The organism is Herbaspirillum sp. WKF16 (genome assembly GCF_028993615.1).
Classification (GTDB): Bacteria; Pseudomonadota; Gammaproteobacteria; order Burkholderiales; family Burkholderiaceae_D; genus Herbaspirillum.
The window spans coordinates 4,061,056-4,075,636 of the sequence record NZ_CP118632.1 but is presented as its reverse complement, the minus strand read 5'-3'; the positions used below and the strand labels follow the sequence as shown (position 1 = coordinate 4,075,636).

Here is a 14,581-nt window from a genome sequence, read left to right as displayed (position 1 = left end):
CATGGCGCAAGCGGGCCCGGGTCTTGTTTTCGGCATCTGCATTATCATATGGAGTTCCCACCAGCCAGCCCTCCAGACGTAGCCAGATGCCAGAATTGCCAGAAGTAGAAGTCACCCGCCGCGGGGTCGCGCCATATCTCGATGGCAAGACCGTCAGCGGCGTCGTCATGCGCCATACCGGGCTGCGCTGGCCGTTCCCGGCCGGGCTGGACGCGCTGGTGGCAGGCCGCACCGTGCGCGCCACCGGCCGCCGCGGCAAATACCTGCTGATCAACTTCGACCACGGCACGCTCATCGTGCACCTCGGCATGTCCGGTCACCTGCGCATTTTGCCGCCTGGCATCGCCCCGCAGAAGCACGATCACTTCGACCTGCTGGTCGGCGGCCAGGTGATGCGTATGACCGACCCGCGGCGATTTGGTGCGATCCTCTGGCACGACGCCGCCGAGGGCGATGTCGAGGAGCACATGCTGTTGCGCGGCCTGGGCCTGGAGCCGCTGCAGGAAAAATTCACGGCGCGCGAGCTGTTCCGCCAGACGCGTGCCCGTTCGGCGCCGATCAAGCAGGTGCTGCTGGCTGGCGACATCGTGGTCGGCGTGGGCAACATCTATGCCTCCGAGAGCCTGTTCAAGGCGCGCATTAATCCCAAGACGCCGGCCTGCAAGATCAGCCTGGCGCGCTACGAGCGGCTGACCGAGGCCATCCGCGAGACGCTGGCCGCGGCCATCGAGCAGGGCGGCAGCACGCTGCGCGACTTCATCTCCGTCAACGGCCAGTCCGGCTATTTCCAGCAAAGCTATTTCGTGTACAACCGCACCGGGCTGGATTGCCGCGTGTGCGCCGCGCCGATCCGCCAGATCAAGCAAGGCCAGCGTTCCACCTTCTACTGCGTGAGTTGCCAGAAATGAAGGGCCTGGTCGACAAGCCGCGGCGCAAGGCCTTGCCCGCGCCGCACGCCGGCGAGCGCTATGAGGATCCCTCGTTCTCGGCGGCGGTGATCGCCTGGCAGAAGCGGCACGGCCGCCATAAGCTGCCCTGGCAGAACACGCGCGACGCCTATCGCGTCTGGCTCTCCGAGATCATGCTGCAGCAGACCCAGGTGGCCGCCGTGATTCCTTACTACCAGCGTTTCCTGGAGCGCTGCCCGGATGTCTTCAGCCTGGCCGCTGCGCCGTCCGAGGATGTGATGGCGCTGTGGAGCGGGCTGGGCTATTACACCCGCGCGCGCAACCTGCACAAGTGCGCGCAGCGCGTGGTGGAGCAATATGGCGGGCGCTTCCCCGACGATCCGGATCTGCTGGCCGACCTGCCCGGCATTGGCCGTTCCACCGCGGCGGCGATCGCCGCGTTCTCCTACGGCCGTCGCGCCGCCATCCTGGACGGCAACGTCAAGCGCGTATTCGCGCGGGTGTTCGGCATCGACGGCTATCCCGGCGCCAAGCCGATCGAAGACAAGCTCTGGCTGCGCGCGGTCGCCTTGCTGCCGGACGAAGGCATCGAATCCTATACGCAGGGCCTGATGGACCTCGGCGCCACGCTGTGCGTGCGCGGCAAGCCCTCCTGCGCGACATGCCCGCTGGCCGGGCGCTGCGTCGCGCTGGCGCAGGACCGCGTGGGCGAGCTGCCGGTGTCCAAGCCGAAGAAGGCGGTGCCCGAGCGGGAAACCGTGATGCTGGTGGTCACCCACGGCGCCGACGTGCTGCTGGAGCAGCGCCCCGACAGCGGCATCTGGGGCGGCCTGTTGTCGCTGCCGGAGATCGCCGTCGGCGACGCGGCCCAGTTCGACGGCGCGGTGCGCACGCTGGTGCAGCCCTACGGCGAACTGGAGGGCTGCCGCAAGCTGCAGCCGTTCTCGCACGTCTTCACGCACTTCAAGCTGCATGTCGCGCCGTTCCAGGTCGCGCTGAAGAGCCGCGGCCAGCGCATCGCGCAGGGCGCCATGGTCTGGTACCCGGTGCACAGGCTGGCCGATGCGCCCTTGCCGGCGCCGGTCAAGAAATTGCTGTTGGGGGTCTTGCGCAGCGACGACCTGCTGGCCGCCGTATAGCGGAAGGGGCGGTTCGGCTCAGTCCAGCTGCCGGTGGCGGCACACTACTTGTTCGCTGGCGCGGAAGTGGCGCGCCAGCTGCTCGGCGATGTACACCGAGCGGTGTTGGCCGCCGGTGCAGCCGATGGCGATGGTGAGGTAGCTGCGGTTGTCGTCCTTGAACGAAGGTAGCCACTTCTCGATGAAGCCGCGGATGTCGCCCAGCATGCTGGCCACCTCGGGGTAGCCGGCCAGGAATTCGACCACCGGATCGTCGCGTCCGGTCAGCGGGCGCAGCGCGGCGTCGTAGTGCGGGTTGGGCAGCATGCGCACGTCGAACACCAGGTCGGCGTCCAGCGGCAGGCCGTGCTTGAAGGCGAAGGATTCGAACAGGATCGTCAGCGGCGAGCGCTCCAGGTCCACCAGTCCCTTGATCCAGCGGCGCAGCTTGTTCGAGCTCAGCTGCGAGGTGTCGATCACGTGGCCGATCTCCTGCATGTCGCCCAGCATTTCCCTTTCGATGTCGATGCATTCGGTCAGCGTCAGCCGGTCGGCCGGATTGCGTCCGGGCAGCAGGCGGTGCGACAGCGGGTGGCTGCGGCGGGTCTCGGAGAAGCGGGTGATGAGCGCCTCGTTGGAGGCGGTCAGGAAGAACACCTTGACGTCATGGCCGTCGGCCTTGAGCTTGTCGATGTCGGTGCGCAGGGTGGCCAGCGAATCGGCGCTGCGCGCATCGGTGGCCACGGCCAGCATGCTGGCGCCTTCCCTGATGCGGGTGTCGACCAGGTCGCACAACAGCGCCGGCGGCAGGTTGTCCACGCAGAAATAACCGGCGTCCTCCAGCACATGCAGTGCCACGGATTTGCCGGAGCCGGAAATGCCGGTGATCAGAACGATTCGCATCCCGTCATCATAACGCAAGCATCATGTAAGCCGCGTGACAGGAATGCAGGTTCCCGCTGGGCGGGATTTGCGCCAGCGGCCGCCCGCGCTTACTCGCCGTTCATGGCGCGCCGCTGGCGCTCGATGAATTCCTTGAGGGTATCGATGCCGCGCAGCTGCAGGATGGTGTTGCGCACGGCGGCCTCCAGCAGCACCGCGATGTTGCGGCCGGCCGCCACGGGGATGACCACCTTGCGGATCGGCAGGCCCAGCACTTCCTCGTATTGCGCGTCCAGCGGCAGGCGCTCGTAGTTTTCTTCCAGCGTGCTGCGCCGGACCAGGTGCACGATCAGCTTCAGGCGCATCTTCCGGCGCACCGCGGTCTCGCCGAAGATGGCCTTGATGTCCAGCAGCCCCAGGCCGCGCACCTCCAGCAGGTTCTGCAGCAGCGGCGGGCAGCGTCCCTCGATCATGTTGGGCGCGATGCGGGCGAACTCCACCGCGTCGTCGGCCACCAGGCCGTGGCTGCGCGAGATCAGTTCCAGTCCCAGTTCGCTCTTGCCCAGCCCCGATTCGCCGGTGATCAGCACGCCCACGCCCAGCACGTCCATGAACACGCCGTGCATGGTGATCTGCTGCGCCAGTTTCTTGGAGAGATACACGCGCAGGTAGTCGATCACCTGCGCCGCCGGCAGCGGCGTGGAGAACAGCGGGATGTTCTTTTCATCGCAGACCGCCAGGATGTCCGGCGGCGTCGACAGGCCCTGGGCGATGATGAAGGCGGGCGGCTCGCCGGCCACCAGTTCGGCGGTCTGGTAGGCGCGCGAGGTGTTGGAGAGACGCTGGTAGTACTCGATCTCCTGGTGGCCGAAGATCTGGATGCGGCCCGGGTGGATCAGGTTCAAGTGGCCGACCTGGTCGGCGGCCGAGACCGCGTCGCCCGAGATCAGGCGCTCGCCGCCGGGGAAGCCGGCGAACCAGCCCAGTTGCAGGGATTCACGGTTTTCTTCGTAAAGCTGCTGGATCGACAACGCGGAGTAATTGGGCATGTAGGTCCGATGCTGGCTGGTTGGGTAGCGGGAACGTGATGCAAGCGTGAAGCCGGCCCGGGCGCGGGCGGCGGTTCAGATGCAGGGTACAGAATTTGCCGGCGCGCGCAAAGCGGCCGGCGCCGGGTTCGGGCCGATCAGCCGGCCTTTTCCAGCGAAGGCTGCCAGGTGACGATGCGGGCGTGCACGGCGGCGGCGTCCGGCTCGGTGGCGAGCTCATTGCGGAAGGCGTCGTCGGAGAACATCTCGGCAATCTCGGACAGGATCTCCAGGTGCTGCTGGGTCACATGGTCGGGAATGAGCAGGAACACCAGCAGCTTCACGGGCTGGCCGTCGGGGGATTCGAAGGGGATGGGCGCGGACAGGCGCATGAACAGCGCCAGCGGAGCCTTGAGTCCCTTGATGCGGCCGTGCGGGACGGCAACGCCATGGCCCAGCCCGGTGGAGCCGAGGCGCTCTCGTGCAAACAGGTTTTCGGAAACGGTAGAGCGGGCGATGCCGCTATTGTTTTCGAATGTCAGGCCGGCTTGTTCGAAAGCTCTTTTTTTGCTGGAGACTTCCAGATCCAGGACGACATTTTCTGGAGACAGGATTTTTGCAAGATTAGTCATGACGCTCAAAGAATTACAACGGGGTGAGACTTTGAGCAGGATTATAGGCCTGTTTGAGGGCCCCGCAACGCTTTGAAAGCGCAGAACAAGCAGTGAATTTGACTGGAATGGAGCGTTTTGCCACAGGCTGCGGCGTCGCCCGCGATGTGTGCCGGAAAGTTGTTGAAAATCAAGTTGCCGGCATGATATTTCGCCCCGCCCGAGGGCAGCGGCGCCTCATCGCGGGGCGCGTTCCTTGCATCGACACCTACATCTCGATGCGGCCGAAGATCAGAAGCACGTCGCCGTTGTTCTTGTTCTTCGACAGCCGCGGCACGTAGGCGAACATGATCTTGCCCTTCCTGGTGCCGATCGATGCCATCGGCAAGGCGATCGGGAACGGCACGCTGCCGAAGTAGTCCTGCCGGCTCATCAACATGGCGGTGCCGCCCAGGCCCAGCTCGAGGCCGCTGTGCGCGACCGGGACCACGTACTCGTAGGCATAGCCCGCCATGTATTGCGGATGGCGATGCGAATCCTTGAGCACGAAGCCGTACAGCGATTCATCGTCGCCGTTTCCGTTGCGCAGGGTCTTGCCGTAGCCCACGCCCCAGGCGTGCTCATTGAGTTCATTGAGCTTCTCCTTGGTGTAGGTGCCGCGCCCGTGGTGCGCCACGCCGGAGAGATAGACGGCGTCGTCGCCCTGATTCCAGATGTCGGACGCATGATTCCTGGTGGCTTGCCACAGGCTGTATTGGTCCTCCTCGGCATGCGCTGCGGGAGCCCAGCACAATGCGCCGGCCGCGGCCAGCGAGACACAGGCTGCGCCGCGGCGCATGCCGGTCGAAAGGGAATGGGGAGGCTGCGCGCGCGGGCGCTCGGTGATGTTTTCCATGTTGTTCTGGGTTGCCGGCTGAAGCCCGCGCATCCGGGATGCGGACGGCAGGCATGGCGACATGACTGGTTGTGGACGGAGTCGACGGCGATGCGCGGGCTGTTCCTCCCGCGCCGTCATGGATACAGACCGGAATTGTTTCGCAAAGATTCCCCACCGGCCTTGTTGGCCGGAAAGGGAAATGTTACGAAATGGTCGCGGGATGTCCGTAGCGCCCCGGATGCCGGGGGCGTCCGGCAAGAATTGGTAACAATTTATTGAGGCTTCCCGCCGGCGCTTCTGGCGCGCGCGGGAGCCGGTGAGGCGGCTTTACTGGCGCGCGTTGCGCAATTGAGAGGGCGTCGCGCCGCTGGAGAAATTGCTGCGCCAGGGGTTGATGTCCAGGCCGCCGCGCCGCGTGTAGCGCGCGTACACGGCGAGCTTTTGCGGCTTGCAGCTGCGCATGATGTCGATGAAGATGCGCTCCACGCATTGCTCGTGGAATTCGTTGTGCTCGCGAAAGCCGATGATGTACTTCAGCAGCCGCTCCTGGTCGATCGGCGCGCCCACGTAGTGGATCTGGACGCTGCCCCAGTCCGGTTGCCCGGTGACCGGGCAGTTCGACTTGAGCAGGTGCGACACGAAGGTCTCCTCGACGGTGGCCTCGTCCTGGCTGGCGCGCAGGATGGCGCCGTCGGGATGGGACGCCGCTTCGATCTCCACATCCAGCCGGTCCAGCGGCAGGCCGGCGAGTTCGCCGAATTTCAGCTGGCCGAACTGCGCCGGCTCCGTCAGCGTCACCTGCACTGCGGCGCCGGCCGCCGCCGAGAGATCGGCGCGCAGTTTTTCCAGCAGCTGCGCCGAGCTTTCCAGGCGTTCCTGATTGAAGGAATTCAGGTACAGCTTGAAGGACTTGGACTCGATGATGTTGGGCGAGTCGGCCGGCACGATGAAGGTCGCGATGGCGATCTGCGGCTTGCCGCGCAGGTTCAGCCACGAGATCTCGTAGGCGGTCCAGATGTCCACGCCGAAAAACGGCAGGGTGCCGGCGATCTGCAGTTCGGCGCGCTTGGGCGCGCGCGGAATGGGAAACAGCAGCGAGGCGTCGTAGGCGTCGGGATACTCCGAGCTCTTGCCCAGCGGCGAGGTTTCCGGCGAGTGGCCGGCGGCGGATTGGGACGGGTTTGGCTTGTCCATGATGATTCTCCTGCGATGCTGCGCGCTGTGCCGGCGGCGCCCTGCTGTGGGCAGCGGCGTCGCCGGCCCCGGTCTTATCCGAGGAACAGCTTGTACAGCGGGTTCTTGGTTTCGTCCCAGTGGCGGTAGCCGAGCTGGGCGAGGAAAGTGCGGAATTCCTTCATTTCCTTCTTCGGCACCTGCACGCCGATCAGGATGCGGCCGACGTCGCCGCCCTGGTTGCGGTAGTGGAACAGGCTGATGTTCCAGTTCGGGTTCATGCTGGAGAGGAACTTCATCAGCGCGCCCGGGCGCTCGGGGAATTCGCAGCGGTACAGCAGCTCCTCGCCGGCCAGCTCGCTCTTGCCGCCGACCAGGTGGCGGATGTGCACCTTGGCCAGTTCGTCGTGCGTCAGGTCGAGCACGCCGAAGCCGGCCTTCTCGAAATTGCGGGCGATCTTGCCGGCCTCGTCGGCGCCGGAGATCTGCACGCCCACGAAGACGTGCGCCGACTTGGCGTCGCTGATGCGGTAGTTGAATTCGGTCACGTTGCGCGGGCCGATGGTCTCACAGAAGCGGCGGAAGCTGCCGCGCTCCTCGGGGATGGTCACCGCGAACACCGCTTCGCGCGCCTCGCCGGCGTCGGCCATCTCGGCCACGAAGCGCAGGCGGTCGAAGTTCATGTTGGCGCCGCAGGCGATGGTCACCAGCGACTGGTCCCGGATCGGCTGCTTGCTGTTGCGGGCGCGTTCCACGTAGGCCTTGGCGCCGGCCAGGGCCAGCGCGCCGGCCGGCTCGACGATGCTGCGGGTGTCCTGGAAGATATCCTTGATGGCGGTGCAGACGGCGTCGGTGTCGACGATGATGATCTCGTCCACATACTTCTTGGCCAGGCGGAAGGTCTCTTCGCCCACCAGCTTGACCGCGGTGCCGTCGGAGAACAGGCCGACGTCCGGCAGCGTCACGCGGCGGCCGGCCTTCAGGCTGCGCGCCATGGCGTCGGAGTCGGCGGTCTGCACGCCGATGATCTTGATGTCCGGGCGCACTGCCTTGACGTAGGCGGCCACGCCGGAGATCAGGCCGCCGCCGCCGATGGCCACGAAGATGGCGTGGATCGGATCGGGATGCTGGCGCAGGATTTCCATGGCGACCGTGCCCTGGCCGGCGATCACGTAGGGATCGTCGAACGGATGGACGAAGGTCAGCTTGTGCTTCTTTTCCAGCGTCAGCGCATGGTTGTAGGCGTCGGTGAAGGAGTCGCCGAACAGCACCACCTCGCCGCCGCGCGCCTTGACGGCGTCGATCTTGACCTGCGGCGTTGTGGTCGGCATCACCACCACCGCGCGGCAGCCCAGGCGCGCCGCCGACAGCGCCACGCCCTGGGCGTGGTTGCCGGCCGAGGCGCAGATGACGCCGCGCTTCAATTGCGCTTGCGTCAGGTGTGCCATCTTGTTGTAGGCGCCGCGCAGCTTGAAGCTGAACACGCTCTGCATGTCTTCGCGCTTGAAGTAAATTCGATTATCAATCCGTTGCGACAGCGTATTGGCCAGCTCGAGCGGCGTTTCTTGGGCGACGTCGTAGACGCGGGCGGTCAGGATTTTCTTAAGATAATCGTTACTCATTTTGTCGTCAGGTGTGAAGGCGTTGATAGCGTTTGGGCGCGGTCATATCGCAAGCGGATAAAGGGAAAAACGGCTCGGTAAGCCGGTCGTGGCTCCCCGCGGGCCGCCGGCGGAGATAGCCTGCCGGCGCGAGGGGAACTGATCATTATAATGGAGCCGCGCCGGCGTCCGGCGATGCGACCTTGATATCCGCGCTGCCGGCACAAGCTAGAATGCGGGCTTTGCCCGTCTTTCAATTTTCGCCGCCGCCTGCCGGCCGGCGAGTTCCTTCAACCTACTTCCCACCCGCATGATCGAATCCGCCGTTCTCTGGCTGCTCAACATCCTCGCCGTTCCCACCGTAGGCCTGACGTCCGTCTTTCTCATCAGCTTCATCTCGGCGACGCTGCTGCCGTTGGGCTCGGAGCCGGCGGTGTTCGCCGTCATCAAGGCCAATCCGGACATGTTCTGGCCGGTGATCCTGATGGCCACGGTGGGCAATACGCTGGGCGGGGTGGTGGACTACTGGATGGGCTACGGCGCCAAGCAGGCCTTCGCCCGCGAACGCTCGTCGCGCTGGTTCGTCTGGTTGGAGCGCTTCGGCGCCAAGACCATGCTGCTGGCCTGGCTGCCCGGCATCGGCGACCCCATCTGCACGCTGGCCGGCTGGCTGCGCCTGCCGTTCTGGCCGTCGGTGGCGTACATGGCGATCGGCAAGTTCCTGCGCTACATCCTGATGACCTGGCTGCTGCTGAACGTGCCCGACGGGTTCTGGCGCAGCGTGGCGGACTGGCTGGCCTGAGCAAGGGGGCGGCCCAAACGGAAACGGCGCCGCGCGGCGCCGTTTTTCTTGTGCCGCGTGAACGAGGCTCAGCCGAGGATCACATCCAGCAGCATCATCGTCACGAAGCCCGCCAGCAAGCCCAGCGTGGCCTGCGACTCGTGGCCCTGGCGGTGCGATTCGGGAATCACCTCGTGGCTGATCACGAACAGCATCGCGCCGCCGGCGCCGGCCAGCGCCCAAGGCAACGCCGTGGTCGAGACGCCCGTGGCCATCGCCCCAAGCACGCCGCCCACAGGCTCGACCAGGCCGGAGAGGATGCCGGCGGCCGCCGCTTTCCACGGCGAGTAGCCCAGCGTACGCAGCGCCAGCGCCACCACCAGGCCTTCCGGGATGTCCTGGATGCCGATGCCGGTGGCCAGCGCCACCGCCTTGCCCATGTCCTCGCCGCCGAAACCGACGCCGATGGCGAGGCCTTCGGGGAAGTTGTGAATCGTCACCGCCATCACGAACAGCCAGATGCGGCTGGCGCGGCCGGGATTGGCCTGGTCGCTGGCCATGGCCAGGAAGTGCTGGTGCGGGATCACGTGGTTCAGGGCCAGCACGAACAAGCCGCCCAGCATGATGCCGGTCGCCGCCAGCAGCACCGAGGCGTGCTTGGCGTAGCCGATCGCCTGGGCCGCGTCCATGGCCGGGATGATCAGCGAAAACACGCTGGCCGCCAGCATCACGCCGCCGCCGTAGCCGAGCATCACATCCTGCGCCTTGACCGAGATGCGGCGCGTGAAGATCACTCCCAGCGCGCCCAGCGCGGTCAGGCCGGCGGCCGCGCCCGAGCCCAGCAGCGCGTTCCACACATTGGGATTGAGCAGGAAATAGGCGTGCAGGCTTTCGTAGGACTTGATCAGCAGGAACACCAGCGCCACCAGCAGCATGGCGATCTGCCGCGGCTTGAGGTTCAGCGTCAGGCTGTCGCCGATGCCGGGTCTGGCGGCCTCGGCCGCGCCCGTCCCGGGCTCATCGGCAGAGATGAAGGGCGCCGCCGACGGATCGTCGGACGCGACTGTTTTTGCGGGGAAATTTTTGTTCAACGGTGCCGGTATCATGGCAGTCTCCCTGGCTGGCGGGTTGGCTGGACGTCCCCCGCTGCGGTGTATGTCATCGAGTGACACGCGGGATGGATCGGACGTTCCTTTGGCTATGCCTTGCAAGCGGCGTAGTCGGCCAGGGTGATGGCTAGATTTTCCAAGAAATCGGTAATCAGGTTTTGAAACATAACATCCTCCTTGGTTTTCCGGGACAACACCCATGACGCTTGGAGGGATTATAGGTTTTTGCCATCAATTTATATAAATTGATTGTTTTTATAAATTCCATTGCCAATGGCTATGATCTAGCGCCGTTTCTGGCGGGATTTCGATTGCCGCAGGGCGTATTTGCTGCGTTGCAAAATTTGCATTTCGGGCAATTTCGGGTTGAGTTTTTTTCTCAAAAGAGAACCGTTCTCATTGCGTCCGCAAAACCGGCCTCATCCCGTCGCGAGTTTTGGCAATAGGCTAAAATGCACATCCGGCAGCAGATTTACCTTTCTACATAGATGAACGCCCCCGCCCACATCCAAGCCTTGCTCACAGACGCGCCGCACGGCGCCACGCCTACGCGCTTGCGCGAAATTCCGTACAACTACACCTCGTTCTCCGACCGTGAGATCGTGATCCGGTTGTTGGGCGAAGAGTCTTGGTCCTTGCTGGACGAGCTGCGCGGCAAGCGCCAGACCGGCCGTTCGGCGCGCATGCTGTACGAGGTGCTGGGCGACATCTGGGTCGTGCGCCGCAATCCCTACCTGCAGGACGACCTGCTGGACAACCCCAAGCGCCGCGCCGCGCTGATCGAGGCGCTGAACCATCGCCTCAACGAGGTCGACAAGCGCCGCATCGACGTCGGCCAGGCCGATGCCGGCGATGCCGACGCGGCTCGCCGCAGCGCCAGCGTCGAGGCGCTGGTGAAGGCCGCCAAGAAGGCCATCGCCGAGTTCGCCGAGGAATTCCGCCGCACCTACGATTTGCGCAAGCGCGCCACCAAGGGCCTGGGTCGCTACACGGCGAAGGACAACATCAAGTTCGACGGCCTGTCGCGCGTGTCGCACGTGACCGACGCCACCGACTGGCGCGTCGAGTATCCGTTCGTGGTGCTGACCCCGGACAGCGAGGACGAGATGGCCGGCCTGGTCAAGGCCTGCATCGAGCTCGGCCTGACCATCATCCCGCGCGGCGGCGGCACCGGCTACACCGGCGGCGCCATTCCGCTGACGCCGCTGTCGGCCGTCATCAACACCGAAAAACTGGAACAGCTGGGCGCCGTCGAGATGGAAGTGCTGCCCGGCCTGGACAAGCCCTACGCCACGATCTACTCGGGCGCCGGCGTGGTCACCAAGCGCGTCTCGGACGCCGCCGAAAAGGCCGGCTTCGTGTTCGCGGTCGACCCGACCTCGGCCGAAGCCTCGTGCATCGGCGGCAACGTCGCCATGAACGCCGGCGGCAAGAAGGCCGTGCTGTGGGGCACCGCGCTGGACAACCTGGCCAGCTGGCGCATGGTCGACCCGCAGGGCGACTGGCTGGAAGTGACGCGCCTGGATCACAACCTCGGCAAGATCCATGACGTCGAGGTCGCGCGCTTCAAGCTGGAGTGGTCGCACCCCGGCGAGCGCGGCCAGAAGACCGAAGTCTTCAAGACCGAGATCCTGGAGATCTCCGGCAAGAAATTCCGCAAGGAAGGACTGGGCAAGGACGTGACCGACAAGTTCCTGTCGGGCCTGCCGGGCGTGCAGAAGGAAGGTTGCGACGGCCTGATCACCTCGGCCCGCTGGATCCTGCACAAGATGCCCAAGCAGACCCGCACGGTCTGTCTCGAATTCTTCGGCCAGGCGCGCGATGCGATCCCGTCGATCGTCGAGATCAAGGACTTCCTGGACGCCGAGACCAAAAAGGGCGGCGCCATCCTGGCCGGCCTGGAGCACCTGGACGAGCGCTACCTGCGCGCAGTCGGCTACGCCACCAAGTCCAAGCGCGGCGTGCTGCCCAAGATGGTGCTGATCGGCGACATCGTCGGCGACGACGAGAACGCCGTGGCCGCCGCCGCCTCGGAAGTGATCCGCATGGCCAACAACCGCGTGGGCGAAGGCTTCGTCGCGGTGAGCCCGGAGGCGCGCAAGAAATTCTGGCTGGACCGTTCGCGCACGGCCGCCATCGCCAAGCACACCAACGCCTTCAAGATCAATGAAGACGTGGTGATTCCGCTGAACCGCATGGGCGAGTACACCGACGGCATCGAGCGCATCAACATCGAGCTGTCGATCAAGAACAAGCTGCAATTGCTGGCCGAGCTGGAGACCTTCTTCGTCAAGGGCAACCTGCCGCTGGGCAAGAGCGACGACGGCGAGGGCGAGGACATTCCCGCCGCCGAGATGCTGGAAGACCGCGTGCACCAGGCCGAGGCGCTGCTGGAGCAGACCCATGCGCGCTGGTCGTACCTGCTGGCCAACCTCGACCGGCCGCTGGAGGCGGCCAAGGGCGAGCTGGCCTCGCTGGGCCTGGACAAGCTGCTGCCGGTGTTCGACCAGCGCCTGGCCGAGCAGCCGCAAGCCACGCTGTTCGACGTCGTGCAGGACCGCACCGTGCGCATCTCCTGGAAGCAGGAAGTGCGCGCCCAGCTGCGCCAGGTCTTCAGCGGCGCCGCCTTCAAGCCGATCCTGGAAGAATGCCAGGCGATCCACAAGCGCGTGCTGCGCGGCCGCGTGTTCGTGGCGCTGCACATGCACGCCGGCGACGGCAACGTGCACACCAACCTGCCGGTCAACTCGGATCACTACGAGATGCTGCAGGATGCGCATGCCGCCGTGGCGCGCATCATGACGCTGGCGCGTTCGCTCGACGGCGTGATCTCGGGCGAGCACGGCATCGGCATCACCAAGCTGGAGTTCCTGACCGAGGACGAGATCGGCGAATTCCGCGACTACAAGAAGCGAGTCGACCCCGAAGGCCGGTTCAACAAGGGCAAGCTGCTCGACCTGCCCGGCATGGAAGCCGACCTGCGCAACGCCTACACGCCGTCCTTCGGCCTGATGGGCCACGAGTCGCTGATCATGCAGCAGAGCGACATCGGCGCCATCGCCGACAGCGTCAAGGACTGCCTGCGCTGCGGCAAGTGCAAGCCGGTCTGCTCGACCCACGTGCCGCGCGCCAACCTGCTGTACTCGCCGCGCAACAAGATTCTCGCCACCTCGCTGCTGGTCGAAGCCTTCCTGTACGAAGAGCAGACCCGCCGCGGCGTCTCGATCAAACACTGGGAAGAGTTCGAAGACGTGGCCGACCACTGCACGGTCTGCCACAAGTGCGTCACCCCCTGCCCGGTGGACATCGACTTCGGCGACGTCTCGATGAACATGCGCAACCTGCTGCGCAAGATGGGCAAGAAGTCCTTCAACGCCGGCACCACGGCCGCGATGTTCTTCCTCAATGCGCGCGACCCCGCCACCATCAACGCCACCCGCAAGGTGATGACCGACTGGGGCTTCAAGGCGCAGCGCCTGGGCAACGACATCCTCAAGAAGTTCGCCAAGAAGCAGACCGCGAAACCTGCCGCCACCGTCGGCCGCGCGCCGGTCAAGGAGCAGGTGATCCACTTCATCAACAAGAAGATGCCGGGCAACCTGCCCAAGAAGACCGCGCGCGCGCTGCTGGACATCGAGGACGACAAGATCGTGCCGATCATCCGCAACCCCAAGACCACCACGGTGGACTCGGAAGCGGTGTTCTACTTCCCCGGTTGCGGTTCGGAGCGCCTGTTCTCGCAAGTGGGCCTGGCGACCCAGGCGATGCTGTGGAACGTCGGCGTGCAGACGGTGCTGCCGCCCGGTTATCTCTGCTGCGGCTACCCCCAGCGCGGCACCGGCAACTTCGATGCGGCCGAGAAGATCATCACCGACAACCGCGTGCTGTTCCACCGCATGGCCAATACGCTGAACTACCTCGACATCAAGACAGTCGTGGTGTCCTGCGGCACCTGCTACGACCAGCTGCAGGGTTATGAATTCGAGAAGATCTTCCCCGGCTGCCGCATCATCGACATCCATGAGTTCCTGCTGGAGAAGGGCGTCAGGCTGGAAGGCGTCAGCGGCACCCGCTACATGTACCACGACCCTTGCCACACGCCGATGAAGCTGCAGGATCCGCTGAAGACCGTCAACTCGCTGATCACCACCGTGGACGCGATGAAGATCGAGAAGAGCGACCGCTGCTGCGGCGAGTCGGGCACCTTCGGCGTATCGCGTCCGGACGTCTCGACCCAGGTGCGCTTCCGCAAGGAAGAGGAAGTCCGCAAGGGCGCCGACCGCGTGCGCGCCGACGGTTTCGACGGCGACGTCAAGATCCTGACCTCGTGCCCTTCGTGCTTCCAGGGCCTGTCGCGCTACAACGAGGACGCCGGCACCACCGCCGATTACATCGTGGTGGAAATGGCCAAGCACCTGCTGGGCGAGAACTGGATGCCGGACTACGTCGAGCGCGCCAATAACGGCGGCATCGAACGCGTGCTGGTGTAAGCG

General features: G+C 65.2%; 11 protein-coding genes. 4 read left to right on the top strand and 7 right to left on the bottom strand.

What is annotated here, in order from left to right:
• The first annotated feature begins 86 nt into the window (after positions 1–86).
• Entirely contained in the window at positions 87–908 is an 822-nt protein-coding gene (mutM, locus tag Herbaro_RS18405; RefSeq protein ID WP_275011056.1) for a bifunctional DNA-formamidopyrimidine glycosylase/DNA-(apurinic or apyrimidinic site) lyase, read from the top strand.
• A complete protein-coding gene (gene mutY, locus Herbaro_RS18400; RefSeq protein WP_275011055.1) occupies positions 905–2,047 on the top strand; it encodes an A/G-specific adenine glycosylase in 1,143 nt (380 codons plus the stop codon). The genes mutM and mutY overlap by 4 nt, the downstream gene beginning before the upstream one ends.
• 18 nt (positions 2,048–2,065) lie before the next feature.
• Here the strand turns inward: mutY and rapZ are convergent, their stop codons facing one another.
• The 6 genes from rapZ to ilvA form a co-directional block, all read right to left on the bottom strand.
• Entirely contained in the window at positions 2,066–2,929 is an 864-nt protein-coding gene (gene rapZ / locus Herbaro_RS18395) for an RNase adapter RapZ (RefSeq protein ID WP_275011054.1), read from the bottom strand.
• 89 nt (positions 2,930–3,018) lie between these two features.
• Positions 3,019–3,957, bottom strand: coding sequence for an HPr(Ser) kinase/phosphatase (gene hprK, locus Herbaro_RS18390; protein WP_275011053.1), 939 nt, complete (start codon positions 3,955–3,957; stop codon positions 3,019–3,021).
• A gap of 137 nt (positions 3,958–4,094) precedes the next feature.
• Positions 4,095–4,568, bottom strand: a complete 474-nt coding sequence (locus Herbaro_RS18385; protein WP_275011052.1) for a PTS sugar transporter subunit IIA — start codon at positions 4,566–4,568, stop codon at positions 4,095–4,097.
• A gap of 247 nt (positions 4,569–4,815) precedes the next feature.
• Complete coding sequence (locus tag Herbaro_RS18380; protein ID WP_275014056.1) at positions 4,816–5,385, bottom strand: hypothetical protein; 570 nt, start codon at positions 5,383–5,385, stop codon at positions 4,816–4,818.
• A 366-nt stretch (positions 5,386–5,751) separates the two neighbouring features.
• Positions 5,752–6,618 (bottom strand): NADPH-dependent 7-cyano-7-deazaguanine reductase QueF, encoded by an 867-nt coding sequence (gene queF, locus Herbaro_RS18375; RefSeq protein WP_275011051.1) that lies wholly within the window; start codon positions 6,616–6,618, stop codon positions 5,752–5,754.
• 74 nt (positions 6,619–6,692) lie between these two features.
• Positions 6,693–8,246, bottom strand: a complete 1,554-nt coding sequence (gene ilvA, locus Herbaro_RS18370; RefSeq protein WP_275014055.1) for a threonine ammonia-lyase, biosynthetic — start codon at positions 8,244–8,246, stop codon at positions 6,693–6,695.
• 262 nt (positions 8,247–8,508) lie between these two features.
• Here ilvA and Herbaro_RS18365 point away from each other — a divergent pair, with 262 nt between their 5' ends.
• Complete coding sequence (locus tag Herbaro_RS18365) at positions 8,509–9,000, top strand: YqaA family protein (protein WP_275011050.1); 492 nt, start codon at positions 8,509–8,511, stop codon at positions 8,998–9,000.
• Between the two features lie 68 nt (positions 9,001–9,068).
• Here Herbaro_RS18365 and Herbaro_RS18360 read toward each other — a convergent pair whose 3' ends face one another.
• The gene (locus tag Herbaro_RS18360; protein WP_446719282.1) at positions 9,069–10,085 is read right to left on the bottom strand and encodes a ZIP family metal transporter; all 1,017 of its coding nucleotides are present in this window, start codon (positions 10,083–10,085) and stop codon (positions 9,069–9,071) included.
• Positions 10,086–10,576: 491 nt separating this feature from the next.
• On the opposite strand from Herbaro_RS18360, the gene Herbaro_RS18355 reads away from it, so the two are divergent.
• Positions 10,577–14,578, top strand: a complete 4,002-nt coding sequence (locus Herbaro_RS18355; RefSeq protein WP_275011048.1) for a DUF3683 domain-containing protein — start codon at positions 10,577–10,579, stop codon at positions 14,576–14,578.
• Positions 14,579–14,581 lie beyond the last annotated feature (3 nt).

What these genes read in the sequence shown, in the direction of transcription:
- mutM (WP_275011056.1), top strand. Translation starts at nt 87, where the DNA reads ATGCCAGAATTGCCAGAAGTAGAAGTCACCCGCCGCGGGGTCGCGCCA.
- mutY (WP_275011055.1), top strand. Translation starts at nt 905, where the DNA reads ATGAAGGGCCTGGTCGACAAGCCGCGGCGCAAGGCCTTGCCCGCGCCG.
- rapZ (WP_275011054.1), bottom strand. Translation starts at nt 2,929, where the DNA reads ATGCGAATCGTTCTGATCACCGGCATTTCCGGCTCCGGCAAATCCGTG.
- hprK (WP_275011053.1), bottom strand. Translation starts at nt 3,957, where the DNA reads ATGCCCAATTACTCCGCGTTGTCGATCCAGCAGCTTTACGAAGAAAAC.
- Herbaro_RS18385 (WP_275011052.1), bottom strand. Translation starts at nt 4,568, where the DNA reads ATGACTAATCTTGCAAAAATCCTGTCTCCAGAAAATGTCGTCCTGGAT.
- Herbaro_RS18380 (WP_275014056.1), bottom strand. Translation starts at nt 5,385, where the DNA reads ATGCGCCGCGGCGCAGCCTGTGTCTCGCTGGCCGCGGCCGGCGCATTG.
- queF (WP_275011051.1), bottom strand. Translation starts at nt 6,618, where the DNA reads ATGGACAAGCCAAACCCGTCCCAATCCGCCGCCGGCCACTCGCCGGAA.
- Herbaro_RS18365 (WP_275011050.1), top strand. Translation starts at nt 8,509, where the DNA reads ATGATCGAATCCGCCGTTCTCTGGCTGCTCAACATCCTCGCCGTTCCC.
- Herbaro_RS18360 (WP_446719282.1), bottom strand. Translation starts at nt 10,085, where the DNA reads ATGATACCGGCACCGTTGAACAAAAATTTCCCCGCAAAAACAGTCGCG.
- Herbaro_RS18355 (WP_275011048.1), top strand. Translation starts at nt 10,577, where the DNA reads ATGAACGCCCCCGCCCACATCCAAGCCTTGCTCACAGACGCGCCGCAC.